A 25,124-nucleotide genomic window follows, 5' to 3' on the forward strand; every position below is an offset into this window, starting at 1 on the left:
TACGTGATTGATAAATCTGCCTTTATTCATCCAACCGCCATTGTGGAAGAGGGCGCCGTTATCGGTGCCAACGTTCACATTGGTCCTTTTTGTATTGTTGGACCCCATGTCGAAATTGGTGAGGGTACCGTACTGAAATCTCACGTAGTGGTGAATGGTCACACGACCATTGGCCGCGACAACGAGATCTATCAGTTCGCCTCCATCGGCGAAGTAAACCAGGATCTGAAATATGCTGGTGAGCCAACCCGTGTGGAAATCGGCGATCGTAACCGCATTCGCGAAAGCGTCACCATTCATCGTGGCACAGTACAGGGCGGTGGATTGACGAAGGTAGGCAGCGACAACCTCTTTATGATCAACGCCCATATCGCGCATGATTGTACGGTTGGAAGCCGCTGTATTCTCGCCAACAACGCAACGCTGGCGGGACACGTATCGGTTGATGATTTCGCTATCATTGGCGGCATGACCGCGGTCCATCAGTTCTGCATCATCGGTGCGCACGTGATGGTCGGCGGCTGCTCTGGCGTGGCGCAGGACGTCCCGCCTTATGTGATTGCGCAGGGTAACCACGCTACGCCGTTTGGCGTCAACATTGAAGGGCTGAAGCGCCGCGGGTTTAGCCGCGAAGCGATCACCGCCATTCGTAACGCCTACAAGCTGCTTTACCGCAGCGGTAAAACGCTGGATGAGGTGAAGCCGGAAGTGGCCGCACTGGCGGAGCAGCATCCGGAGGTGCAGGCGTTCATGACGTTCTTTGAGCGTTCAACGCGTGGTCTGATTCGTTAATGGTCGATAAGCGTCCGCTAACGATAGCCCTGGTCGCCGGAGAAACCTCCGGCGATATTCTTGGTGCCGGGCTTATCCGCGCGCTAAAGCAACGCGTACCCAACGCCCGCTTTGTTGGCGTGGCGGGGCCGTTGATGCAGGCGGAAGGCTGCGAGGCCTGGTACGAAATGGAAGAGCTGGCGGTCATGGGCATCGTCGAGGTGCTTAGTCGCCTGCGTCGTTTGCTGCATATTCGCGCCGATCTCACCCGCCGCTTTAGCGAACTCCAGCCCGACGTTTTCGTTGGCATCGATGCGCCTGATTTCAATATTACTCTCGAAGGTAATCTGAAAAAGCGGGGCATTAAAACCATTCATTATGTCAGTCCGTCCGTCTGGGCGTGGCGACAGAAACGCGTTTTCAAAATAGGCAGGTCAACGAATCTCGTGCTGGCTTTCCTGCCTTTCGAAAAAGCGTTTTACGACAAATTTAACGTTCCTTGTCGCTTTATCGGGCACACCATGGCGGATGCGATGCCGCTGGACCCGGATAAAAACGCGGCGAGGGCGCAGCTGGGTATCCCACCGGAGGCGCACTGTCTGGCACTGCTTCCTGGAAGTCGCGGCGCGGAAGTGGAGATGCTCAGCGCCGATTTCCTGAAAACGGCGCAAATTCTTCGCCAGACTTACCCCGATCTGGAAGTGGTAGTGCCGCTGGTGAACGCTAAACGGCGCGAGCAGTTTGAGCGCATCAAGGCGGAGGTCGCGCCCGATTTACAGGTTCACCTGCTGGACGGTAAGGGTCGCGAAGCGATGGTGGCGAGCGATGCGGCGCTGCTCGCCTCGGGGACGGCGGCGCTGGAGTGTATGCTGGCGAAGTGCCCGATGGTGGTGGGTTACCGTATGAAGCCCTTCACCTTCTGGCTGGCGGAGCGGCTGGTAAAAACTGACTACGTCTCCTTGCCTAATCTGCTGGCGGGACTTGAGCTGGTCAAAGAGCTGCTGCAGGATGAGTGTCAGCCGCAGAAGCTTGCCGACGCGCTGCTGCCGCTGTTGGCCAACGGCAAAACCAGCCATAAAATGCACGATACCTTCCGGGAACTGCACCAGCAGATCCGCTGTAATGCCGATGAGCAGGCGGCTGACGCGGTGCTGGAGTTAGCACAATGATGGAATTTATCTATCCGCACACGCATCTTGTAGCGGGTGTGGACGAAGTAGGGCGTGGCCCGCTGGTTGGGGCGGTGGTGACGGCTGCCGTTATCCTCGATCCGGCACGCCCGATTGCAGGCCTTAACGATTCAAAAAAACTCTCCGAGAAGCGTCGTCTGGCGCTCTTTGATGAGATCAAAGAAAAAGCGCTGGCCTGGAGTCTGGGGCGCGCAGAGCCGCATGAAATAGATGAACTGAACATTTTGCACGCCACCATGCTGGCGATGCAGCGCGCAGTTGCTGGGCTGGCGATTGTGCCGGAATATGTGCTGATTGACGGTAACCGTTGTCCTGCTTTACCCATGCCTTCGCTGGCGGTGGTAAAGGGTGACAGCCGCGTGCCGGAAATTAGCGCTGCCTCTATTCTCGCCAAAGTGACGCGCGATGCCGAAATGGCGACGCTGGATCTCTCATTCCCCCAGTATGGCTTTGCCCGGCACAAGGGGTATCCTACCGCTTTCCATCTGGAAAGGCTGGCTGAGCATGGCGCAACGGAACATCATCGGCGCAGTTTTGGCCCGGTGAAACGCGCGCTGGGACAGGTGTCCTGAATCAATACGCAAGCAATTAAGTAACGCGGAATCTGAAGATGGCTGAACCACGTTTCGTACACCTGCGGGTGCATAGCGACTACTCCATGATTGATGGGCTGGCGAAAACCGGGCCGCTGGTAAAAAAGGCGGCCGCGCTCGGCATGCCTGCGCTGGCGATCACCGACTTCACCAACCTGTGCGGTCTGGTGAAGTTCTACGGAACGGCGCATGGCGCGGGAATTAAGCCAGTTGTCGGCGCCGATTTTCACGTTCAAAGCGAGCTGCTCGGCGAGGAGATGACCCAGTTGACGGTGCTGGCGATGAACAATACCGGCTACCAGAACCTGACGCTGCTGATCTCCCGCGCCTATCAGCGCGGCTATGGTGCGCAGGGGCCGTGGATCGATCGGGCGTGGCTCGCGGAGCTGAAAGAGGGCTTACTGCTTCTCTCTGGCGGACGGATGGGCGATGTCGGTAAATGCCTGATCCGCGGCAATAGCGCGCTGGCTGAACAGTGCGTCGCCTTTTATGAAGAGCACTTTCCCGACCGCTACTATCTGGAGTTGATTCGCACGGGGCGCGCCGACGAAGAGAGTTATCTGCACGCGGCGGTTGCTCTTGCGGAAGAACGTGGTCTGCCGGTGGTGGCCACGAACGACGTACGCTTTATCAACGCCGACGACTTCGACGCGCACGAAATCCGCGTCGCAATTCATGACGGTTTTACTCTCGACGATCCCAAACGCCCCCGTAACTACTCCTCGCAGCAATATATGCGCAGCGAAGAGGAGATGTGCGAGCTGTTCGCCGACATCCCGGAGGCGCTGGAAAACAGCGTCGAGATCGCCAAGCGCTGCAACGTGACGGTGCGTCTTGGTGAATACTTCCTGCCGCAGTTCCCGACGGGGGAGATGACCACGGAAGATTTCCTGGTCATGAAATCGAAAGAGGGTCTCGAAGAGCGTCTCGAATTTCTCTTCCCCGACGAAGAGGAGCGCAAAAAGCGCCGCCCGGAGTATGACGAACGCCTGGACATAGAGCTTCAGGTTATCAACCAGATGGGCTTCCCGGGCTACTTCCTCATCGTAATGGAGTTTATTCAGTGGTCGAAGGATAACGGCGTGCCGGTAGGGCCAGGACGCGGTTCCGGCGCGGGGTCGCTGGTCGCCTACGCGCTGAAAATTACCGATCTCGATCCGCTGGAGTTCGACCTGCTGTTCGAACGTTTCCTTAACCCGGAACGTGTCTCCATGCCTGACTTCGACGTTGACTTCTGTATGGAGAAGCGCGACCAGGTGATCGAGCACGTGGCGGACATGTACGGTCGCGACGCGGTTTCGCAAATTATTACCTTCGGTACGATGGCGGCGAAAGCGGTGATCCGCGACGTGGGCCGCGTGCTGGGGCATCCTTACGGTTTCGTCGATCGCATCTCCAAGCTGGTGCCGCCCGATCCGGGCATGACACTGGCGAAAGCGTTTGAGGCTGAGCCGCAGCTGCCGGAAATTTACGAGGCGGATGAAGAGGTTAAAGCGCTTATCGACATGGCGCGCAAGCTGGAGGGGGTAACCCGTAACGCCGGTAAACATGCGGGCGGCGTGGTGATTGCGCCGACCAAAATTACCGACTTTGCGCCGCTCTACTGCGATGAGGCCGGGCAGCACCCGGTGACCCAGTTTGATAAAAACGACGTGGAATATGCCGGGCTGGTTAAGTTCGACTTCCTCGGCCTGCGTACGCTCACCATCATCAACTGGGCGCTGGAGATGATTAACAAGCGCCGGGAGAAGAACGGCGAGCCGCCGCTGGATATCGCCGCTATCCCGCTGGATGACAAGAAAAGCTTCGACATGCTGCAACGCTCGGAAACGACGGCGGTGTTTCAGCTTGAATCCCGCGGCATGAAGGATCTGATCAAACGTCTGCAGCCCGACTGCTTCGAAGATATGATCGCGCTGGTGGCTCTGTTCCGCCCGGGGCCGCTGCAGTCGGGGATGGTGGATAACTTCATCGACCGTAAGCATGGCCGCGAGGAGATCTCCTACCCGGATGTGCAGTGGCAGCACGAAAGCCTGAAACCGGTACTGGAGCCGACCTACGGCATTATCCTCTACCAGGAACAGGTAATGCAGATCGCCCAGGTGCTGTCGGGCTATACGCTCGGCGGCGCGGATATGCTGCGTCGTGCAATGGGCAAGAAAAAGCCGGAGGAGATGGCCAAGCAGCGTTCCATCTTTGAAGATGGGGCGAAGAAGAACGGCATCGACGGCGAGCTGGCGATGAAAATCTTCGACCTGGTGGAGAAATTCGCCGGGTACGGCTTTAACAAATCTCACTCCGCCGCCTACGCGCTGGTCTCTTACCAGACGCTGTGGCTGAAAGCGCACTATCCCGCCGAGTTTATGGCGGCGGTAATGACCGCCGATATGGATAACACCGAGAAGGTGGTGGGGCTGGTGGATGAGTGCTGGCGTATGGGGCTTAAGATCCTGCCGCCGGACATCAACTCCGGGCTCTATCACTTCCACGTTAACGACGAAGGAGAGATCGTTTACGGTATCGGCGCGATCAAAGGGGTCGGCGAAGGGCCGATCGAGGCGATCATCGAGGCGCGCAACAACGGCGGCTATTTCCGCGAGCTGTTCGATCTTTGCGCCCGTACCGATACCAAAAAGCTCAACCGTCGCGTGCTGGAAAAACTGATCATGTCGGGCGCGTTCGACCGGCTGGGGCCGCACCGCGCCGCGCTGATGAACTCGCTGGGCGATGCGCTGAAGGCGGCCGATCAGCATGCCAAAGCGGAGGCGATTGGCCAGGCGGATATGTTTGGCGTACTGGCGGAAGAGCCGGAACAGATAGAACAGTCTTACGCCAGCTGCCAGCCGTGGCCGGAGCAGGTGGTGCTGGACGGTGAGCGGGAAACGTTAGGCTTGTACCTGACGGGACACCCGATCAACCAGTATTTAAAAGAAATTGAGCGCTATGTCGGAGGCTACCGGCTGAAAGACATGCATCCGACGGAACGTGGTAAAATTACCACGGCTGCGGGGCTCGTGATTGCCGCAAGGGTTATGGTCACCAAGCGCGGCAATCGTATCGGCATCTGTACGCTGGATGACCGTTCCGGGCGGCTGGAGGTGATGTTATTCACCGACGCGCTGGATAAATACCAGCAGCTGCTGGAAAAAGACCGCATACTTATCGTCAGCGGACAGGTCAGCTTTGATGACTTCAGCGGGGGGCTTAAAATGACCGCCCGCGAAGTGATGGACATTGACGAAGCCCGGGAAAAATATGCTCGCGGGCTTGCTATCTCGCTGACGGACAGGCAAATTGATGACCAGCTTTTAAACCGACTCCGTCAGTCTCTGGAACCCCATCGCTCGGGGACAATTCCAGTACATCTCTACTATCAGAGGGCGGATGCGCGCGCGCGGTTGCGTTTTGGCGCGACGTGGCGTGTCTCTCCGAGCGATCGTTTACTGAACGATCTCCGTGGCCTCATTGGTTCGGAGCAGGTGGAACTGGAGTTTGACTAATACAGGAATACTATGAGTCTGAATTTCCTTGATTTCGAACAGCCGATTGCAGAGCTGGAAGCGAAAATCGATTCTCTGACAGCCGTGAGCCGTCAGGATGAAAAACTGGATATTAACATCGACGAAGAGGTGCATCGTCTGCGCGAGAAAAGCGTAGAGCTGACGCGCAAAATCTTTGCCGATCTCGGCGCATGGCAGATTGCCCAGCTGGCGCGTCATCCTCAGCGCCCGTACACCCTGGATTATGTCCGCCTGGCGTTTGATGAATTTGACGAGCTGGCAGGCGACCGCGCCTACGCTGACGACAAAGCGATTGTCGGCGGCATCGCGCGTCTGGACGGCCGTCCGGTGATGGTCATTGGCCATCAGAAAGGTCGCGAGACGAAAGAGAAGATCCGTCGTAACTTTGGCATGCCGGCGCCGGAAGGCTACCGTAAGGCGCTGCGCCTGATGGAGATGGCCGAGCGTTTTAACATGCCGATCGTCACCTTTATCGACACCCCTGGCGCCTACCCGGGCGTCGGCGCGGAAGAGCGCGGCCAGTCCGAAGCGATTGCCCGCAACCTGCGCGAAATGTCACGCCTGAAGGTGCCGGTTATCTGTACCGTCATCGGTGAAGGTGGTTCCGGCGGCGCGCTGGCCATTGGCGTGGGCGATAAAGTGAATATGCTGCAGTACAGCACCTATTCCGTTATCTCCCCGGAAGGCTGCGCCTCCATTCTGTGGAAAAGCGCTGACAAAGCGCCGCTGGCGGCTGAAGCGATGGGGATCACCGCTCCGCGTCTGAAAGAGCTGAAACTTATCGACAGCGTGATCCCGGAGCCGCTGGGTGGCGCGCACCGTAAGCCGGAGGCGATGGCTGAATCGCTGAAAGCGCAGCTGCTGGCCGATTTAGCCGATCTCGACGTGCTGAGCACAGAAGATCTGCTTAACCGCCGCTATCAGCGCCTGATGAGCTACGGCTACGCCTGAGCCTCATAAAATCTTAAAAGCCGCACGATGTTGCGGCTTTTTTTATGCCTGCCGTTTTGCTCAGCTATGCTTATCTGATGTTTTTCAAGGAGGTAAGCCGTGAATATTATTGCCATCATGGGACCGCACGGCGTCTTTTATAAAGACGAACCCATCAAGGAGCTTGAGCAGGCGCTGTATGCCCGTGGCTATCAGCTGATATGGCCGCAAAACAGCGCCGACCTGCTGAAGTTTATTGAGCATAACCCGCGGATCTGCGGCGTGATTTTCGACTGGGACGAGTATGACCTCGAATTGTGCAGCGAAATCAACAAACTGAATGAATATCTGCCGCTGTACGCCTTTATCAACACCCATTCGACGATGGACGTCAGCGCGCAGGATATGCGCATGGCGCTCTGGTTTTTTGAGTATTCGCTGGGTATTGCCGAAGATATTGCGACCCGTATCGAGCAATATACGCAAGAGTATCTCGATAATATTACGCCGCCCTTTACGCGCGCGCTGTTTACCTACGTGAAAGAGGGGAAGTATACCTTCTGTACGCCGGGCCATATGGCGGGCACCGCCTATCAGAAAAGCCCGGTAGGCTGCCTGTTTTATGATTTTTTCGGCGGCAACACCCTGAAGGCGGATGTCTCGATTTCAGTGACGGAACTGGGCTCGCTGCTCGATCATACCGGTCCGCATCTTGAGGCGGAGGAGTATATCGCCCGCACCTTCGGCGCCGAGCAGAGCTATATGGTGACGAACGGCACTTCCACCTCCAATAAAATTGTCGGCATGTACGCCGCACCCGCCGGCAGCACGCTGCTGATTGACCGTAACTGTCATAAATCGCTGGCCCATCTGCTGATGATGAGCGATGTAGTGCCCCTGTGGCTGAAGCCGACGCGAAATGCGCTCGGTATCCTGGGCGGCATACCACGCCGCGAGTTTAGCCACGACGCCATTGAGCGCAAGGTGGCCGCGATCCCCGATGCGAGCTGGCCGATCCATGCGGTGATCACCAACTCCACCTATGACGGACTGCTCTACAACACCAACTGGATCAAGCAGACGCTGGATGTTCCCTCGATCCATTTTGACTCCGCGTGGGTGCCTTACACCAACTTCCACCCCATCTACGCCGGTAAGAGTGGGATGAGCGGCGAGCGGGTGCCGGGAAAAGTATTCTTCGAAACGCAGTCGACGCACAAAATGCTGGCGGCCTTCTCGCAGGCCTCCCTTATCCATATTAAAGGCGAGTATGACGAGGAGACCTTTAACGAAGCCTTTATGATGCACACCACCACCTCGCCGAGCTATCCGCTGGTCGCTTCCATTGAGACGGCGGCCGCCATGCTGCGAGGTAATCCGGGCAGACGGCTGATCAATCGTTCGGTGGAGCGTGCCCTCCATTTTCGAAAAGAGGTGCAGCGCCTGAAGGAGGAGGCGGACGGCTGGTTCTTCGATATCTGGCAGCCGGAGGAGATTGACGAGGCGGAATGCTGGCCCGTTGCGCCGGGTGAAAGCTGGCACGGCTTCAGGGAGGCGGACGGGGATCATATGTTCCTCGACCCGGTGAAAGTCACCATTCTGACGCCCGGCATGGATGAGCAGGGCACGATGGGCGAGGAGGGGATCCCTGCGGCGCTGGTGGCGAAATTTCTCGACGAACGCGGCGTGGTCGTTGAGAAAACCGGCCCTTACAATCTGCTGTTCCTCTTCAGCATCGGCATCGATAAAACCCGGGCGATGGGGCTGTTGCGCGGATTAATGGAGTTCAAGCGCGCCTACGATCTTAACCTGCGGGTAAAAAACATGCTGCCCGATCTCTACGCCGAAGATCCCGATTTTTACCGCAACATGCGCATTCAGGATCTGGCTCAGGGGATCCATAAGCTTATCCGCCAGCATGAACTGCCGCGCCTTATGCTGCAGGCATTCGATGTGCTGCCCGTGATGAAACTCACCCCGCATCAGGCCTGGCAGCGTCAGGTCAAGGGCGAGGTGGAGACCGTTGAGCTGGAGCGGCTGGTGGGGCGCATCTCCGCCAATATGATCTTGCCTTATCCGCCCGGAGTTCCGCTGTTGATGCCCGGTGAGATGATTGCCGCAGAGAGCCGCGCGGTGCTCGACTTTCTGCTGATGCTCTGCTCCATAGGCCGCCACTATCCCGGTTTTGAGACCGACATCCACGGCGCGAAGCGGGATGAAGAGGGCAATTATTGGGTACGTGTCTTAAAAGAGGGCTAACGACTTGCACGTCTTTGGATTTAAGAGTTAACGTGCAGCATCATAAAAAGGAGAAGCTATGCTGGGTTTAAAACAGGTTCATCATATTGCGATTATTGCCACCGACTATGCCAGAAGTAAGGCCTTTTACTGCGATATTCTGGGCTTTACGCTGCTGGGTGAAGCGTACCGCGCAGAGCGGGACTCCTGGAAAGGGGACCTGGCGCTGAACGGACAGTATGTGATTGAACTCTTCTCCTTTCCTTTTCCGCCCGCGCGTCCGAGTCGCCCCGAGGCCTGCGGTTTGCGCCATCTGGCCTTTAGCGTTGAGGACATTGACCAGGCGGTGGCTCATCTGCACGCCCACGGCGTAACGTGCGAGGCGATTCGCGTCGATCCCTTTACCGACAAGCGATTCACCTTTTTTAACGATCCCGACGGTCTGCCGCTGGAGCTTTACCAGCAGTAAGGCCGCCGTTATGTGATAATGCCTGCACTGTCGGGCATTTTTTTCGTCGCTATGATCATATCTTCTGTCGCACAAGCTGTTTCTCCTTACCGCCAGCTGCTGGTGGGGTTTAGCGGCGGGCTGGATTCCACCGTACTGCTGCACCGGCTGATGCGCTGGCGCGAGCGGGAGCCTGATGTACGCCTGCGCGCCCTGCATATCCATCATGGTTTAAGCTCCCGTGCGGATGAGTGGGTAGCCCATTGTGAAACCCTCTGCCAGCAGTGGGATATCCCGCTGATTGTTGAGCGTGTCACCCTTACTGAGGAAGGGCTGGGAATAGAGGCGCAGGCACGCAAAGCACGCTACGCGGCGTTTAAAGCGCATCTTCTCCCCGGCGAAGCGCTGGTGACGGCCCAGCATCTGGACGATCAGTGCGAAACATTCCTGCTGGCGCTTAAGCGCGGGAGCGGCCCTGCGGGGCTGTCCGCCATGCCTGCGCGCGCCGATTTTGCCGGTACGCAGCTTCTGCGCCCGCTGCTTGGCGAAACGCGCGGCCAGCTGGAGGCCTGGGCGCGCGAACATCACCTGCGCTGGATAGAGGATGAGAGCAATCAGGATGACAGCTACGACCGCAACTTTTTACGTCTGCGCGTTCTCCCGTCCCTTAATCAGCGCTGGCCTCATTTCGCGCAGGCGACAGCCAGAAGCGCGGCGCTATGCGCGGAGCAGGAGAGCCTGCTGGATGAGCTGCTCAGGGAAGAGTTAGCCGCTGTTACGACGGCTGAAGGGGCGCTGCTCATCCCGCCGCTCGTCGGGATGAGCGACGTGCGCCGCGCCGCGCTGCTACGCCGCTGGCTGGCTGTTCATGGCGCGCAGATGCCCTCCCGCGCAATGCTAAGCCGTATCTGGAGCGAAGTGGCGCTGGCACGAGAGGACGCCGCGCCGCGCCTCTGTCTGAACGGATATGAAGTGAGGCGCTTCAGGGAGGCGCTCTGGTGGATAACGTCGCCGCCTTCGCTTCGGGATGACGTTCTGCACGGCTTAACCACTGGTCAGCCATTCACGTTGCCTCAGGGTGGCGGCACGGTCTGGCTGCGCGGGCAGGGCAACGTGCGCCCGCCGCAGGCGAGTGAGGAGGTGACGGTGCGCTTTCGGGCAAGTGGCCTGCTGCATATTGTCGGGCGTAGCGGCGGGCGTAAGCTTAAAAAAATCTGGCAGGAGAGTAACGTCCCGCCCTGGCGTCGCGATACTACGCCGCTGCTGTTCTATGGGGAGCAACTTATTGCGGCGGCAAACTTGTTTGTCACCCGGGAGGGTTGGGCTGAAGAGGGGCTGCGTTTCGAATGGACACAATAGCGGGCAGCCAGGCTGCCCGCTGGATTATCAGGATTCGCTCACCACAACGGTGCCGATTTGCGGATGGCTGAAGCTGGCAATTTTATCGAGGCGGAGTTCGCGCGTGGCGCCTGACTCTTCCACTACCAGGTATTCAACATTTTTACGTAAGACCAGATCGCTGGCTTTCGCCTCCAGCATCTCGCCATCTTTTAACTGCAGCGACAGAACAAGGTGATGCATGCAGGCGATTTCGAGATTATCGTAGTCATCACAGTTGATGGGTTGATAAGTTTCATTCATTGACATAATCGCTCACCAGTAAATTCGCAGCAGCGTACGCCGCTTTTTCCCTGACCGATTCTGAAAGGCTGTCATCCGAGGCCATTTCATTAAGTGTTTTTAATACACACCCCAACGCATCCGGGACGTAGCCCAGATCACCACTGGCAATTTCCGCATAGCGTTTGCGAATTAATTCACAATAATGATTCACTTAACCTCCTGCCAGTACTGACGTTACTGTGAGATACCCTTAAGCCTACGAAGTTAAACCCGGTTTAGCAAGGTGACTATATCACACCCCTTCAGGCAATTTCAGCGCCTTCCTCGGGCCGTCAACAACAGCCTTTTTAATCAATTTTCGTTACAATGCTCATCTGATTTTTAAGGAGTTCTCCATGGCGCTGAAAGCGACAATTTATAAAGCGGTGGTCAATGTGGCCGACCTGGACCGTAACCAGTTCCTGGATGCGTCGTTGACGCTGGCGCGTCATCCTTCCGAAACTCAGGAGCGGATGATGTTGCGCCTGCTGGCATGGATCAAATATGCCGATGAACGTCTCCAGTTTACGCGGGGCCTGAGCGCGGAAGATGAGCCGGAAGCCTGGCGACATAACGATCATCTTGGTATCGACCTCTGGATTGAACTCGGACTGCCCGATGAGCGTCGCATTAAAAAAGCCTGTACCCAGTCGGCGGAAGTGGCGCTGTTTGCCTATAACCAGCGGGCAGCGGAGATCTGGTGGCAACAGAATAAAAGTAAATGCGCGCAGTTTAACAATCTTACGGTCTGGTACCTGGATGATGAGCAACTGGCGCAGCTCAGCGCTTTTGCCAGCAGAACTATGACGCTGCAGGCAACCATTCAGGACGGGGCGATCTGGCTCTCTGATGCTGAGAATAATCTGGAAATTCATCTGGCCGCATGGCAGCCGCCAGTATGATTACCTTATCCCGTAGCGTCTCTCTTGCCGACGGGGAAGTAGAGATTACGGCGATACGCGCACAGGGAGCGGGGGGGCAACATGTCAATAAAGCCTCAACCGCTATCCATTTGCGCTTTGACATCCGGGCCTCCAGCCTGCCAGAGTATTATAAGGATCGTCTGATGGCCGCCCGTCATCATCTCATTAGCAGCGATGGCGTAATTGTCATTAAATCGCAGGAACACCGCAGCCAGGAACTCAACCGGGAAGCGGCGATTGCCCGGCTGGTGGCGGTGATTAAAGAGTTAACCGCGGTGCAGAAAAGCCGCCGACCCACGCGTCCAACGCGGGCATCAAAGGAACGTCGGCTCACCTCCAAGGCGCAAAAATCGTCTGTTAAGGCGCTTCGTGGCAAAGTTCGTCGGCCTCAGGATTAACGACAGGAATTGAAATAAGAAGGAATTGAGGGTGAAAAAAGTTATTTTGTCCGCCATAGCGGCGAGCACACTTTTCGTGCTGATGGGATGTAATAATCGTTCTGAAACGCAGGTGTTACACCCCACCCGGACTGAGGAACTGAAGCCGATGCAGCAAAGCTGGCGTGGCGTTCTGCCTTGTGCCGATTGCGAGGGCATCGAAACCACGCTCTATCTGGAGAAAGATGGCACCTGGGTGATGAATCAGCGCTATCAGGGGGCGAAAACGCCATCGTCGTTTGCCTCTTACGGCACCTGGGCGCGTACTGCAGAGAAGCTGGTGCTGACCGACACCGCCGGTGAAAAAATCTGGTTCCGCGCTAAAGGCGACACCATGGAGATGCTCGATCGGGAAGGCAATCCTATACAATCCCAGTTCAACTATACCCTGAAACCGGTCACCGCGGCGCTGCCATCAACGCCGATGGCGATGCGCGGCATGTATTTCTATATGGCGGATGCGGCCACCTTTACCGACTGTGTGACGGGGATAAAAGTGAGCGTGGCGGACAATGCCCAGCTGGAACGTGATTACGCCGTGGCGCGCGGCAATGACAGCAAACCGGTGCTGCTGACCGTAGAGGGACACTTTACCATCGAGCCAAATCCTGACAGCGGCGAGCTGGTGAAAACGCTGAAAGTGGATAAAGAGCCGGTATTCCTGGCGGGCAAGAGGTGCGACAGTCAGTAACCCCTTTCCGTGACATTAAAAACCCCCGCCGTAGCGGGGTTTTTTGTCAGCCTTTAACGGCTTTTACCAGATAATCGAGAATATCGCCGGTCTTAATCAGTTGTTTCTCGCCGCTGCGACGGTATTTATATTCGATATCGTCGTTGTCGAGGTTACGATCGCCAATCACCACGGTATGCGGAATACCGATCAGCTCCATATCGGCAAACATCACGCCCGGACGCTCTTTACGATCGTCCATCAGCACTTCGATACCCTGTGCGCGCAGTTCGGCGTAGAGCTTCTCGGCCAGCTCCTGAACGCGATAGGATTTGTGCATGTTCATCGGCAGGATAGCGACCTGGAACGGGGCGATATTGTCCGGCCAGACGATACCGCGTTCGTCGTGGTTCTGCTCGATAGCGGCTGCGACCACGCGGGTCACCCCGATGCCGTAGCAGCCCATGGTGAGGATCTGGTTGCGACCATCTTCACCCTGTACGGCAGCGTTAAGCGCTCTGGAGTATTTCTCACCCAGCTGGAAAATATGGCCCACTTCGATGCCGCGCTTGATCATCAGCGTGCCTTTACCGTCCGGGCTTGGATCGCCGGCAACTACGTTGCGGATGTCAGCCACGGTCGGGGTCGCCACATCACGATCCCAGTTGATGCCGAAGTAGTGCTTACCATCCACATTGGCGCCTGCGGCAAAGTCGCTCATCGCCGCAACGGTGCGGTCGATAATTACCGGCACCGGCATATTAACCGGGCCGAGAGAGCCTGGGCCGGCATTGACGATAGCGCGGATTTCCGCTTCGGTGGCGAAGGTCAGCGGGCTGGCGACCTGCGGCAGTTTCTCCGCTTTAATTTCATTCAGCTCATGATCGCCGCGTACCAGCAGAGCAACCAGCGGGCTGCTGCTGCCTTCTGCCGCTTTAACCAGCAAGGTTTTCACGGTTTTTTCGATCGGCAGAGAGAACTGTTCGACCAGCTCGGCGATGGTTTTAGCGTTCGGCGTATCAACCAGCGTCATCTCCTGCGTGGCCGCTGCGCGCGGTGTGGAAGGCGCCAGCGCCTCGGCAAATTCAATATTGGCCGCGTAGTCGGAAGAGTCGGAGAAGATCACGTCGTCCTCGCCGCTCTGCGCCAGCACCTGGAATTCATGGGATGCGCTGCCGCCGATAGAACCGGTATCAGCCTGTACCGCGCGGAAATCCAGCCCCATGCGGGTGAAGATTTTGCTGTAGGCTTCATACATCTTGTCGTAGGTTTCCTGCAGGGATTCCTGAGAAGTATGGAAAGAGTAAGCATCTTTCATCAGGAACTCGCGAGAACGCATGACGCCGAAACGCGGACGGACTTCGTCGCGGAACTTGGTCTGGATCTGGAAAAAGTTTAACGGCAGCTGCTTGTAAGAGTTCAGCTCGTTGCGGATCAGGTCAGTGATCACCTCTTCATGCGTCGGACCGAGGACAAAGGGACGTTCGCCACGATCGACAAAGCGCAGCAGCTCTGGACCGTACTGCTCCCAGCGGCCGCTCTCCTGCCACAGATCGGCGGGCTGAACGACGGGCATGCACACTTCAATCGCGCCGGCGTTGTTCATCTCTTCACGCACGATATTTTCGACTTTTTTCAGGACGCGCACGCCGGTCGGCAGCCAGGTATATAACCCGGAGGCCAGCTTGCGGATCATCCCGGCGCGAAGCATCAGCTGATGGCTAATGACTTCAGCGTCGGCAGGCGTCTCCTTCAGAGTGGAGAGCAGATATTGGCTAGTACGCATGTTGTTACGTTTCCATTTCGACGATTGGAACAGGCTGAAAGCTCTGCCTGACACAAAAAAAGTGGTTTAGTTTACCAGTGTGGCAAAGATGCCAAAAGAGAAGAGGATAAAATTAGCGGGCTTCCAGCGCAAACACTTCAAAACCGGTGCTTGTGACCCGCCAGCGCACGTTAAAATCCAGCAGCCAGACGGCATAGGTTTTACCCGCCTCTTCCTCTTTACGGTAGGCCGGACGCGGATCCTGCGAGAGCACCTCGACAATAAAATCACCGAGCCTCGGATAGTGCTTTTCGAGCCGGGGAAGCTCGGCGGCCAGTTCAGGCGTAAAGGAGACAAGCGTTTCCGCCTGGGGTGCCTCTTGCGCGTAGCTGGCGCGGGCCTCGGGCAGCGCTTCGGCAAACGGCAGATAGGGTTTGATATCGACAACCGGCGTGCCGTCAACCAGGTCCAGGCTGCCCAGCTCCAGAATCACCTGGTCCTTATGACAGCGGATGCCTTTTAGCTCAACCAGCGACATTCCTACCGGATTGGGGCGGAAGGTTGAGCGCGTGGCAAACACACCCATCCTGGCATTACCGCCCAGCCGGGGCGGACGAACGGTAGGACGCCAGCCCCCCTCCATCGTTTGATGGAAAACGAAGAGGATCCATAAATGGCTGAAATCTTCCAGCCCGCGCACGGCATCGGCCTGGTTATAAGGGGCCATTAAGTGAAGTTCGCCGCCACAGCTTTTCACAAGCCCAGGCTGACGCGGTACGGCAAACTTCTCTTTATAAGGTGAGCGGATAACGCCTATCTGCTCAAACTGAAATGCATTCATTTAGCCGATACGTTAAGCGCAGAACCAATACAGACAGCCTGGCGGTAGCAACCCGGCGTGCCGCTGGTCACTTCGCAGCTGTGCAGCAAGACGGCATTGGCTTTCATTTTAGCCGCGTTGATCTGCATACGTTTACGCGCGGTAGGAATATTGGGAGGAGAATCCTGATTGGTTGCCTGGCACGATTCGCCGGTCACCTCACCCAAATCGCGGAAAGGTTTCCCCACCAGATCTTCCGCCTTGGTATAAATTTTTACGGGAGCAGGGCGGGGCGCCTTCGGTTTGGCTGGCTCTGCTTTCACCGGGGCGGGTGTGCTTTTCACAGGTTCCACGGGAGATCTGCTTAGCATTGAACAGCCGCTCAGCATGAGTGCTAAAAGACAGATCGGTAAAGCACGCATAATATTTCCTCAATGAATAATCAAACCGTCAATTATTGAAACAGTTACCTGTATAAATGACAAGACGGGCTTTCGCCCGTCCTGAATGATATTACATAAAGGTGAGATTACCAGCCTTTAACCGCGCCGCCATTAAAGACTTTATTCGCTTCCTGGTAAACTTCATCAGACTGGTATGCCTGCACGAATTTTTTCACATTCTCCGCATCTTTATTATCTTCGCGGGTCACGATCAGGTTAACGTAAGGCGAGTCTTTACCTTCAACGAAGATGCCATCTTTTGCCGGAGTCAGGCCAATCTGGCTGGCGTAAGTGGTATTGATCACCGCCAGCGCAATCTGCGCATCGTCCAGCGAGCGCGGCAGCTGCGGCGCTTCCAGCTCAACAATCTTCAGGTTTTTCGGGTTTTCGGTGATATCCAGCGCGGTCGGCAGCAGATCTACGCCATCTTTCAGCTTGATCAGGCCCTCTTTCTGCAACAGCAGCAGGGAGCGACCCAGGTTGGTCGGATCGTTAGGCACGGCGATCTGGGAGCCCGGCTGGAGTTCATCCAGCGATTTGATCTTCTTGGAGTAGCCTGCAATCGGGTAAACAAAGGTGTTACCTACCGCAACCAGCTTGTAGCCGCGATCTTTGATCTGCTGATCGAGATACGGTTTGTGCTGGAAGGCGTTCGCGTCGATATCGCCCTTGCTCAGCGCTTCGTTCGGCAGAACGTAGTCGTTAAAGGTGACCAGCTCAACGTCCAGGCCATATTTCTCTTTCGCCACTTTCTGAGCCGCTTCGGCAACCTGCTGTTCAGCGCCGACGATCACGCCGACTTTAATATGGTTCGGATCCTTTTCATCCTGACCGCAACCCACCAGTACCAGAGAGCCGATCAGCGCGCCTGCCGCTGCAAAGGTCTTAAATTTAAACGCCATGTTAGTTCCTTAACTCAATGAGTTTGTGTTGTGTGTAACGTTATTTATGAGTCACAGCCCGACTAATGCGATCGCCTGAGAATTGAATGAGATAAACCAGCACAACCAGCAATACCAGAACCGTATTCATTACGGTTGCGTTATAGCCGATATAGCCATACTGGTAGCCAATCTGACCAAGGCCGCCAGCACCCACGGCGCCGCCCATAGCAGAATAGCCCACCAGGGTAATCAGCGTAATGGTCGCCGCATTGACCAGCCCAGGTAATGCCTCCGGCAACAGCACCTTGCGTACGATCTGCATCGGCGTAGCGCCCATTGCTCGTGACGCTTCGATCAGGCCTGTTGGGATTTCCAGCAGCGCGTTTTCGACCATACGGGCGATAAAAGGCGCTGCACCTACGGTCAGCGGAACAATCGCCGCCTGCAGACCGATGGAGGTGCCGACAATCACTCGGGTGAAGGGGATCATCCAGACCAGCAGGATAATAAACGGAATGGAACGGAAGATATTCACCACCGCAGAAAGGATGCGGTAGAGCTTCGCGTTCTCAATAATTTGCCCCGGGCGGGTGACGTAAAGCAGTACGCCTACAGGCAGACCAATCACAAAGCCAAAAAAGCCCGATACAAAGGTCATGGCCAGTGTTTCCCATACGCCGCGAAGCAGCAGCCACATCATCGGCTCAGACATAACCCAGTACCTCTACTTTTACATGGTGTTCCTGCAGCCAGGCGATGGCCGCTTGCGTCTCTTCTTGTGTACCGTGCATTTCGGTCAGCATAATGCCGAACTTCACGCCGCCGGCGTAATCCATCTGCGCGCTGATAATGTTATTGTTCACATTGAAGCGGCGCGCGGTTTCAGAGAGTAAAGGGGCATCAACAGACTGGCCGGTGAACTCCATTCGCAGCATTGGCACGCCGTCAGGCGTTGGCTGCGTTTTCAGACGCGCCACATAATCTTCCGGAATATCCAGGTGCAGGGTGGACTGAATGAACTGCTGCGCCAGCGGCGTTTTCGGATGGGAGAAAACTTCGCTGACGGTGTCCTGTTCGATAAGCTGCCCGTTGCTGATCACCGCTACGCAGTCGCAGATGCGTTTAACCACATCCATTTCGTGCGTAATAAGAAGGATCGTCAGCCCCAGGCGGCGGTTAATGTCTTTCAGCAGCTCAAGGATAGAGCGCGTAGTCGCCGGATCGAGCGCGCTGGTGGCTTCATCGCACAGCAGCACCTTAGGGTTGCTTGCCAGAGCACGGGCAATCGCCACGCGCTGCTTCTGCCCGCCAGAGAGATTTGCCGGGTAGCTGTCGTGCTTGTCACCCAGGCCGACCAGATCCAGCAGTTCGGTCACGCGACGCTTAATCTCTTCTTTAGGGGTATTATCCAGTTCCAGGGGCAGGGCGACATTGCCAAACACGGTACGGGAGGAGAGCAGATTAAAGTGTTGAAAGATCATGCCGATCTGGCGGCGCGCTTTGGTTAATTCTGCTTCCGAAAGTTTTGTCAGCTCCTGACCGTCTACCAGGACGCTGCCCTCGGTGGGGCGTTCAAGCAAATTGACGCAGCGAATGAGCGTACTTTTACCTGCGCCAGAGGCGCCGATTACGCCATAAATCTGTCCAGCCGGAACATGCAGGCTAACGTTGTTTAACGCCTGTATCGTTCGGTTTCCCTGCTGGAACACTTTGGTGATATTCGAAAGTTTAATCATCAGATTATTTTTATCGTATGTAAGTTAACCGTGGCATTTTGTTCTGCCAGAGACGGACGTTTGCCGTAAACAAAACGGATGTTAAGGCATCCAGACGTCTAAATCAATTCAACTCTGCACGATGAGCACTTTCTTGCGCAGCGATTCATGAGATACTAGCGGGAAAAGCCTTTTTCAGGAGTAACCCGGTGGCAAAATCAGTACCCGCTATTTTTCTCGATCGTGACGGCACGATAAATGTTGACCATGGCTATGTACATGAGATTGACGAATTTGAATTTATTGATGACGTGATTGACGCCATGCGTGAACTTAAGAAGATGGGCTACGCGCTGGTGGTGGTGACTAATCAGTCTGGTATTGCTCGCGGCAAGTTCACTGAAGCGCAGTTTGAAACGCTAACGGAGTGGATGGACTGGTCGCTTGCCGATCGCGATGTTGATTTAGACGGTATCTATTATTGTCCTCATCACCCACAGGGTGTCGTAGAGGAGTATCGCCAGACCTGCGACTGCCGTAAACCGCATCCGGGTATGCTGATCTCCGCCAAAGAATTTTTGCACATTGATATGGCCGCTTCTTATATGGTTGGCGATAAGCTGGAAGATATGCAGGCCGCCGCTGCGGCAGGTGTAGGGACTAAAGTATTAGTACGTACCGGCAAACCACTCACCCCGGAAGCGGAAAACGCGGCGGATTGGGTGATTAATAGCCTGGCGGAGCTGCCTCAGAAGCTCAAAACGCAGTAAAAACAGGCATTGCGGCGAAAATGTGAGCGGTTGAAATAAAAATGCATTTTTCCACTTGTCATTCTGCGGCAGCTCCCTATAATGCGCCTCCATCGACACGGCGGATGTGAATCACTTCACAAACAGCCGGTTGGTTGAAGAGAAAAAATCCTGAAAAACAGGGTTGACTCTGAAAGAGGAAGGCGTAATATACGCCACCTCGCGACGGTGAGCTGAAAGCCGCGTCGCACCTGCTCTTTAACAATTTATCAGACAATCTGTGTGGGCACTCAGGTGACATGGATTCTTAACGTCGAAAGACGAAAAATGAATACCAAGTCTCATTGAGTGAACACGTAATTCATTACGAAGTTTAATTCTTTGAGCATCAAACTTTTAAATTGAAGAGTTTGATCATGGCTCAGATTGAACGCTGGCGGCAGGCCTAACACATGCAAGTCGAACGGTAGCACAGAGAGCTTGCTCTCGGGTGACGAGTGGCGGACGGGTGAGTAATGTCTGGGAAACTGCCTGATGGAGGGGGATAACTACTGGAAACGGTAGCTAATACCGCATAACGTCGCAAGACCAAAGAGGGGGACCTTCGGGCCTCTTGCCATCAGATGTGCCCAGATGGGATTAGCTAGTAGGTGGGGTAACGGCTCACCTAGGCGACGATCCCTAGCTGGTCTGAGAGGATGACCAGCCACACTGGAACTGAGACACGGTCCAGACTCCTACGGGAGGCAGCAGTGGGGAATATTGCACAATGGGCGCAAGCCTGATGCAGCCATGCCGCGTGTATGAAGAAGGCCTTCGGGTTGTAAAGTACTTTCAGCGGGGAGGAAGGCGCTGTGGTTAATAACCGCAGCGATTGACGTTACCCGCAGAAGAAGCACCGGCTAACTCCGTGCCAGCAGCCGCGGTAATACGGAGGGTGCAAGCGTTAATCGGAATTACTGGGCGTAAAGCGCACGCAGGCGGTCTGTCAAGTCGGATGTGAAATCCCCGGGCTCAACCTGGGAACTGCATCCGAAACTGGCAGGCTTGAGTCTTGTAGAGGGGGGTAGAATTCCAGGTGTAGCGGTGAAATGCGTAGAGATCTGGAGGAATACCGGTGGCGAAGGCGGCCCCCTGGACAAAGACTGACGCTCAGGTGCGAAAGCGTGGGGAGCAAACAGGATTAGATACCCTGGTAGTCCACGCCGTAAACGATGTCGACTTGGAGGTTGTGCCCTTGAGGCGTGGCTTCCGGAGCTAACGCGTTAAGTCGACCGCCTGGGGAGTACGGCCGCAAGGTTAAAACTCAAATGAATTGACGGGGGCCCGCACAAGCGGTGGAGCATGTGGTTTAATTCGATGCAACGCGAAGAACCTTACCTGGTCTTGACATCCACAGAACTTGGCAGAGATGCCTTGGTGCCTTCGGGAACTGTGAGACAGGTGCTGCATGGCTGTCGTCAGCTCGTGTTGTGAAATGTTGGGTTAAGTCCCGCAACGAGCGCAACCCTTATCCTTTGTTGCCAGCGGTTAGGCCGGGAACTCAAAGGAGACTGCCAGTGATAAACTGGAGGAAGGTGGGGATGACGTCAAGTCATCATGGCCCTTACGACCAGGGCTACACACGTGCTACAATGGCGCATACAAAGAGAAGCGACCCCGCGAGGGCAAGCGGACCTCATAAAGTGCGTCGTAGTCCGGATTGGAGTCTGCAACTCGACTCCATGAAGTCGGAATCGCTAGTAATCGTGGATCAGAATGCAACGGTGAATACGTTCCCGGGCCTTGTACACACCGCCCGTCACACCATGGGAGTGGGTTGCAAAAGAAGTAGGTAGCTTAACCTTCGGGAGGGCGCTTACCACTTTGTGATTCATGACTGGGGTGAAGTCGTAACAAGGTAACCGTAGGGGAACCTGCGGTTGGATCACCTCCTTACCTTAAAGAACCTGCCCTGCAGTGCTCACACAGATTGTCTGATGAAAAACGAGCAGTAAAACCTCTACAGGCTTGTAGCTCAGGTGGTTAGAGCGCACCCCTGATAAGGGTGAGGTCGGTGGTTCAAGTCCACTCAGGCCTACCAAATTTCTGCTGATGCTGCGTTGCGGCGACACTCACATACTGATGTATGCTTCTTGTCACCACGCCTTGCCTCAACAGAAATTACGGGTAACGAGGTTAACTACGATGGGGCTATAGCTCAGCTGGGAGAGCGCCTGCTTTGCACGCAGGAGGTCTGCGGTTCGATCCCGCATAGCTCCACCATCACTGCCCGTTTTATGAAAACCTTCAGAGTGCACTGTGAAGTGTACTGCGAAGTTTTGCTCTTTAAAAATCTGGATCAAGCTGAAAATTGAAACGACACACGAAAGTGTGTTCGAGTCTCTCAAATTTTCGCAATCACGATGATGAATCGAAAGAAACATCTTCGGGTTGTGAGGTTAAGCGACTAAGCGTACACGGTGGATGCCCTGGCAGTCAGAGGCGATGAAGGACGTGCTAATCTGCGAAAAGCAACGGCGAGGTGATATGAACCTTTGACCCGTTGATGTCCGAATGGGGAAACCCAGTGCAATTCGTTGCACTATCGTTAGCTGAATACATAGGCTAACGAGGCGAACCGGGGGAACTGAAACATCTAAGTACCCCGAGGAAAAGAAATCAACCGAGATTCCCCCAGTAGCGGCGAGCGAACGGGGAGCAGCCCAGAGCCTGAATCAGCATGTGTGTTAGTGGAACGGTCTGGAAAGGCCGGCGATACAGGGTGACAGCCCCGTACACGAAAATGCATGTGCTGTGAGCTCGATGAGTAGGGCGGGACACGTGGTATCCTGTCTGAATATGGGGGGACCATCCTCCAAGGCTAAATACTCCTGACTGACCGATAGTGAACCAGTACCGTGAGGGAAAGGCGAAAAGAACCCCGGCGAGGGGAGTGAAAAAGAACCTGAAACCGTGTACGTACAAGCAGTGGGAGCACCCTTCGGGGTGTGACTGCGTACCTTTTGTATAATGGGTCAGCGACTTATATTCTGTAGCAAGGTTAACCGTATAGGGGAGCCGCAGGGAAACCGAGTCTTAACTGGGCGTTAAGTTGCAGGGTATAGACCCGAAACCCGGTGATCTAGCCATGGGCAGGTTGAAGGTTGGGTAACACTAACTGGAGGACCGAACCGACTAATGTTGAAAAATTAGCGGATGACCTGTGGCTGGGGGTGAAAGGCCAATCAAACCGGGAGATAGCTGGTTCTCCCCGAAAGCTATTTAGGTAGCGCCTCGTGAACTCATCTCCGGGGGTAGAGCACTGTTTCGGCTAGGGGGCCATCCCGGCTTACCAACCCGATGCAAACTGCGAATACCGGAGAATGTTATCACGGGAGACACACGGCGGGTGCTAACGTCCGTCGTGAAGAGGGAAACAACCCAGACCGCCAGCTAAGGTCCCAAAGTCATGGTTAAGTGGGAAACGATGTGGGAAGGCCCAGACAGCCAGGATGTTGGCTTAGAAGCAGCCATCATTTAAAGAAAGCGTAATAGCTCACTGGTCGAGTCGGCCTGCGCGGAAGATGTAACGGGGCTAAACCATGCACCGAAGCTGCGGCAGCGACACTATGTGTTGTTGGGTAGGGGAGCGTTCTGTAAGCCTGTGAAGGTGTGCTGTGAGGCATGCTGGAGGTATCAGAAGTGCGAATGCTGACATAAGTAACGATAAAGCGGGTGAAAAGCCCGCTCGCCGGAAGACCAAGGGTTCCTGTCCAACGTTAATCGGGGCAGGGTGAGTCGACCCCTAAGGCGAGGCCGAAAGGCGTAGTCGATGGGAAACAGGTTAATATTCCTGTACTTGGTGTTACTGCGAAGGGGGGACGGAGAAGGCTATGTCAGCCGGGCGACGGTTGTCCCGGTTTAAGCATGTAGGCTGGTTTTCCAGGCAAATCCGGAAAATCAAGGCTGAGGTGTGATGACGAGGCACTACGGTGCTGAAGTGATAAATGCCCTGCTTCCAGGAAAAGCCTCTAAGCTCCAGGTAACACGAAATCGTACCCCAAACCGACACAGGTGGTCAGGTAGAGAATACCAAGGCGCTTGAGAGAACTCGGGTGAAGGAACTAGGCAAAATGGTGCCGTAACTTCGGGAGAAGGCACGCTGGTGTGTAGGTGAAGCCCCTGCGGGTGGAGCTGAAACCAGTCGAAGATACCAGCTGGCTGCAACTGTTTATTAAAAACACAGCACTGTGCAAACACGAAAGTGGACGTATACGGTGTGACGCCTGCCCGGTGCCGGAAGGTTAATTGATGGGGTCAGCGGCAACGCGAAGCTCTTGATCGAAGCCCCGGTAAACGGCGGCCGTAACTATAACGGTCCTAAGGTAGCGAAATTCCTTGTCGGGTAAGTTCCGACCTGCACGAATGGCGTAATGATGGCCAGGCTGTCTCCACCCGAGACTCAGTGAAATTGAACTCGCTGTGAAGATGCAGTGTACCCGCGGCAAGACGGAAAGACCCCGTGAACCTTTACTATAGCTTGACACTGAACACTGGTCCTTGATGTGTAGGATAGGTGGGAGGCTTTGAAGCGTGGACGCCAGTCTGCGCGGAGCCGTCCTTGAAATACCACCCTTTAATGGCTGGTGTTCTAACGTGGACCCGTAATCCGGGTTGCGGACAGTGTCTGGTGGGTAGTTTGACTGGGGCGGTCTCCTCCCAAAGAGTAACGGAGGAGCACGAAGGTCAGCTAATCCTGGTCGGACATCAGGAGGTTAGTGCAATGGCATAAGCTGGCTTGACTGCGAGCGTGACGGCGCGAGCAGGTGCGAAAGCAGGTCATAGTGATCCGGTGGTTCTGAATGGAAGGGCCATCGCTCAACGGATAAAAGGTACTCCGGGGATAACAGGCTGATACCGCCCAAGAGTTCATATCGACGGCGGTGTTTGGCACCTCGATGTCGGCTCATCACATCCTGGGGCTGAAGTAGGTCCCAAGGGTATGGCTGTTCGCCATTTAAAGTGGTACGCGAGCTGGGTTTAGAACGTCGTGAGACAGTTCGGTCCCTATCTGCCGTGGGCGCTGGAAGATTGAGGGGGGCTGCTCCTAGTACGAGAGGACCGGAGTGGACGCATCACTGGTGTTCGGGTTGTCATGCCAATGGCACTGCCCGGTAGCTAAATGCGGAAGAGATAAGTGCTGAAAGCATCTAAGCACGAAACTTGCCCCGAGATGAGTCTTCCCTGAGACTTCGAGTCTCCTGAAGGAACGTTAAAGACGATGACGTTGATAGGCCGGGTGTGTAAGCGCAGCGATGCGTTGAGCTAACCGGTACTAATGAACCGTGAGGCTTAACCTTACAACGCCGAAGATGTTTTGGCG

The 25,124-nt window shown here is 55.5% G+C and carries 20 protein-coding genes, 2 tRNA genes and 2 rRNA genes; 16 read left to right on the forward strand and 8 right to left on the reverse strand.

Translation table 11 applies throughout. The features are described 5' to 3' along the window. Positions 1-3 precede the first annotated feature (3 nt). The 8 genes from lpxA (at position 4) to tilS (ending at position 11,050) form a co-directional block, all read left to right on the forward strand. Positions 4-792, forward strand: coding sequence for an acyl-ACP--UDP-N-acetylglucosamine O-acyltransferase (lpxA, locus tag BN3796_RS09245; RefSeq protein WP_061708068.1), 789 nt, complete (start codon positions 4-6; stop codon positions 790-792). Then, on the forward strand, positions 792-1,940 hold the full coding sequence (lpxB, locus tag BN3796_RS09250) for a lipid-A-disaccharide synthase (RefSeq protein WP_061708069.1): 1,149 nt from the start codon (positions 792-794) through the stop codon (positions 1,938-1,940). Before lpxA ends, lpxB begins: the two co-directional genes overlap by 1 nt. Continuing rightward, on the forward strand, positions 1,937-2,533 hold the full coding sequence (gene rnhB / locus BN3796_RS09255; RefSeq protein ID WP_061708070.1) for a ribonuclease HII: 597 nt from the start codon (positions 1,937-1,939) through the stop codon (positions 2,531-2,533). The genes lpxB and rnhB overlap by 4 nt, the downstream gene beginning before the upstream one ends. A gap of 38 nt (positions 2,534-2,571) precedes the next feature. Continuing rightward, positions 2,572-6,054 carry a DNA polymerase III subunit alpha gene (dnaE, locus tag BN3796_RS09260; RefSeq protein WP_061708071.1) on the forward strand — a complete coding sequence of 1,161 codons (3,483 nt, stop codon included), beginning with the start codon at positions 2,572-2,574 and terminating at the stop codon, positions 6,052-6,054. Positions 6,055-6,066: 12 nt separating this feature from the next. After that, complete coding sequence (gene accA, locus BN3796_RS09265; RefSeq protein WP_061708072.1) at positions 6,067-7,026, forward strand: acetyl-CoA carboxylase carboxyl transferase subunit alpha; 960 nt, start codon at positions 6,067-6,069, stop codon at positions 7,024-7,026. Between the two features lie 99 nt (positions 7,027-7,125). Continuing rightward, a complete protein-coding gene (locus BN3796_RS09270; protein ID WP_061708073.1) occupies positions 7,126-9,264 on the forward strand; it encodes a lysine decarboxylase LdcC in 2,139 nt (712 codons plus the stop codon). A 58-nt stretch (positions 9,265-9,322) separates the two neighbouring features. Next, complete coding sequence (locus tag BN3796_RS09275; protein WP_061708074.1) at positions 9,323-9,712, forward strand: VOC family protein; 390 nt, start codon at positions 9,323-9,325, stop codon at positions 9,710-9,712. 51 nt (positions 9,713-9,763) lie between these two features. Next, positions 9,764-11,050 carry a tRNA lysidine(34) synthetase TilS gene (gene tilS / locus BN3796_RS09280; protein WP_061708832.1) on the forward strand — a complete coding sequence of 429 codons (1,287 nt, stop codon included), beginning with the start codon at positions 9,764-9,766 and terminating at the stop codon, positions 11,048-11,050. A 27-nt stretch (positions 11,051-11,077) separates the two neighbouring features. Here tilS and rof read toward each other — a convergent pair whose 3' ends face one another. Together rof and BN3796_RS09290 are read right to left on the reverse strand one after the other, a co-directional pair. Beyond that, entirely contained in the window at positions 11,078-11,338 is a 261-nt protein-coding gene (rof, locus tag BN3796_RS09285; protein ID WP_061708075.1) for a Rho-binding antiterminator, read from the reverse strand. Next, positions 11,325-11,525, reverse strand: a complete 201-nt coding sequence (locus BN3796_RS09290; protein ID WP_061708076.1) for a YaeP family protein — start codon at positions 11,523-11,525, stop codon at positions 11,325-11,327. Before BN3796_RS09290 ends, rof begins: the two co-directional genes overlap by 14 nt. Positions 11,526-11,709: 184 nt before the next feature. Between BN3796_RS09290 and BN3796_RS09295 the strand changes: the two genes are divergently transcribed. From BN3796_RS09295 to nlpE, 3 genes are read left to right on the forward strand one after another with little or no spacing between them, the layout of a single operon-like run. Then, positions 11,710-12,255, forward strand: a complete 546-nt coding sequence (locus BN3796_RS09295; protein ID WP_061708077.1) for a YaeQ family protein — start codon at positions 11,710-11,712, stop codon at positions 12,253-12,255. After that, positions 12,252-12,674 carry an alternative ribosome rescue aminoacyl-tRNA hydrolase ArfB gene (gene arfB / locus BN3796_RS09300; protein ID WP_061708078.1) on the forward strand — a complete coding sequence of 141 codons (423 nt, stop codon included), beginning with the start codon at positions 12,252-12,254 and terminating at the stop codon, positions 12,672-12,674. Before BN3796_RS09295 ends, arfB begins: the two co-directional genes overlap by 4 nt. Positions 12,675-12,705: 31 nt before the next feature. Further along, complete coding sequence (nlpE, locus tag BN3796_RS09305; RefSeq protein ID WP_061708079.1) at positions 12,706-13,404, forward strand: envelope stress response activation lipoprotein NlpE; 699 nt, start codon at positions 12,706-12,708, stop codon at positions 13,402-13,404. A 46-nt stretch (positions 13,405-13,450) separates the two neighbouring features. On the opposite strand, the gene proS is transcribed toward nlpE, so the two are convergent. The 6 genes from proS to metN form a co-directional block, all read right to left on the reverse strand. After that, positions 13,451-15,169, reverse strand: coding sequence for a proline--tRNA ligase (gene proS / locus BN3796_RS09310; protein WP_061708080.1), 1,719 nt, complete (start codon positions 15,167-15,169; stop codon positions 13,451-13,453). Between the two features lie 112 nt (positions 15,170-15,281). Further along, positions 15,282-15,989: a tRNA (N6-threonylcarbamoyladenosine(37)-N6)-methyltransferase TrmO gene (gene tsaA / locus BN3796_RS09315; protein WP_061708081.1), complete on the reverse strand. Its 708-nt coding sequence runs from the start codon at positions 15,987-15,989 to the stop codon at positions 15,282-15,284. Next, positions 15,986-16,390: an Rcs stress response system protein RcsF gene (rcsF, locus tag BN3796_RS09320; RefSeq protein ID WP_061708082.1), complete on the reverse strand. Its 405-nt coding sequence runs from the start codon at positions 16,388-16,390 to the stop codon at positions 15,986-15,988. Before rcsF ends, tsaA begins: the two co-directional genes overlap by 4 nt. Positions 16,391-16,497: 107 nt before the next feature. After that, on the reverse strand, positions 16,498-17,313 hold the full coding sequence (metQ, locus tag BN3796_RS09325) for a methionine ABC transporter substrate-binding lipoprotein MetQ (protein WP_061708083.1): 816 nt from the start codon (positions 17,311-17,313) through the stop codon (positions 16,498-16,500). A gap of 40 nt (positions 17,314-17,353) precedes the next feature. After that, positions 17,354-18,007 (reverse strand): methionine ABC transporter permease MetI, encoded by a 654-nt coding sequence (locus BN3796_RS09330; RefSeq protein WP_061708084.1) that lies wholly within the window; start codon positions 18,005-18,007, stop codon positions 17,354-17,356. Then, positions 18,000-19,031: a methionine ABC transporter ATP-binding protein MetN gene (gene metN / locus BN3796_RS09335; RefSeq protein ID WP_061708085.1), complete on the reverse strand. Its 1,032-nt coding sequence runs from the start codon at positions 19,029-19,031 to the stop codon at positions 18,000-18,002. Before metN ends, BN3796_RS09330 begins: the two co-directional genes overlap by 8 nt. A 188-nt stretch (positions 19,032-19,219) precedes the next feature. On the opposite strand from metN, the gene gmhB reads away from it, so the two are divergent. From gmhB to BN3796_RS09360, 5 genes are all read left to right on the forward strand, one after another. Continuing rightward, complete coding sequence (gene gmhB / locus BN3796_RS09340) at positions 19,220-19,780, forward strand: D-glycero-beta-D-manno-heptose 1,7-bisphosphate 7-phosphatase (protein ID WP_061708086.1); 561 nt, start codon at positions 19,220-19,222, stop codon at positions 19,778-19,780. Positions 19,781-20,157: 377 nt separating this feature from the next. Continuing rightward, positions 20,158-21,697 (forward strand): 16S ribosomal RNA (locus BN3796_RS09345). Between the two features lie 68 nt (positions 21,698-21,765). Continuing rightward, positions 21,766-21,842, forward strand: a tRNA-Ile gene (locus tag BN3796_RS09350). A gap of 106 nt (positions 21,843-21,948) precedes the next feature. Continuing rightward, a tRNA-Ala gene (locus BN3796_RS09355) sits at positions 21,949-22,024 on the forward strand. A gap of 174 nt (positions 22,025-22,198) precedes the next feature. Beyond that, a 23S ribosomal RNA gene (locus BN3796_RS09360) occupies positions 22,199-25,101 on the forward strand. The 16S and 23S rRNA genes sit together here with 2 tRNA genes alongside, the layout of an rRNA operon. The last annotated feature ends 23 nt before the right edge of the window (positions 25,102-25,124 follow it).

This window comes from Pseudenterobacter timonensis, from assembly GCF_900021175.1.
Taxonomy (GTDB): domain Bacteria; phylum Pseudomonadota; class Gammaproteobacteria; order Enterobacterales; family Enterobacteriaceae; genus Enterobacter; species Enterobacter timonensis.

Coding starts and splice junctions, on each gene's coding strand:
- lpxB (WP_061708069.1), top strand. CDS start 792: ATGGTCGATAAGCGTCCGCTAACGATAGCCCTGGTCGCCGGAGAAACC.
- rnhB (WP_061708070.1), top strand. CDS start 1,937: ATGATGGAATTTATCTATCCGCACACGCATCTTGTAGCGGGTGTGGAC.
- dnaE (WP_061708071.1), top strand. CDS start 2,572: ATGGCTGAACCACGTTTCGTACACCTGCGGGTGCATAGCGACTACTCC.
- accA (WP_061708072.1), top strand. CDS start 6,067: ATGAGTCTGAATTTCCTTGATTTCGAACAGCCGATTGCAGAGCTGGAA.
- BN3796_RS09275 (WP_061708074.1), top strand. CDS start 9,323: ATGCTGGGTTTAAAACAGGTTCATCATATTGCGATTATTGCCACCGAC.
- tilS (WP_061708832.1), top strand. CDS start 9,764: ATGATCATATCTTCTGTCGCACAAGCTGTTTCTCCTTACCGCCAGCTG.
- rof (WP_061708075.1), bottom strand. CDS start 11,338: ATGTCAATGAATGAAACTTATCAACCCATCAACTGTGATGACTACGAT.
- BN3796_RS09295 (WP_061708077.1), top strand. CDS start 11,710: ATGGCGCTGAAAGCGACAATTTATAAAGCGGTGGTCAATGTGGCCGAC.
- arfB (WP_061708078.1), top strand. CDS start 12,252: ATGATTACCTTATCCCGTAGCGTCTCTCTTGCCGACGGGGAAGTAGAG.
- proS (WP_061708080.1), bottom strand. CDS start 15,169: ATGCGTACTAGCCAATATCTGCTCTCCACTCTGAAGGAGACGCCTGCC.
- tsaA (WP_061708081.1), bottom strand. CDS start 15,989: ATGAATGCATTTCAGTTTGAGCAGATAGGCGTTATCCGCTCACCTTAT.
- rcsF (WP_061708082.1), bottom strand. CDS start 16,390: ATGCGTGCTTTACCGATCTGTCTTTTAGCACTCATGCTGAGCGGCTGT.
- metQ (WP_061708083.1), bottom strand. CDS start 17,313: ATGGCGTTTAAATTTAAGACCTTTGCAGCGGCAGGCGCGCTGATCGGC.
- BN3796_RS09330 (WP_061708084.1), bottom strand. CDS start 18,007: ATGTCTGAGCCGATGATGTGGCTGCTGCTTCGCGGCGTATGGGAAACA.
- metN (WP_061708085.1), bottom strand. CDS start 19,031: ATGATTAAACTTTCGAATATCACCAAAGTGTTCCAGCAGGGAAACCGA.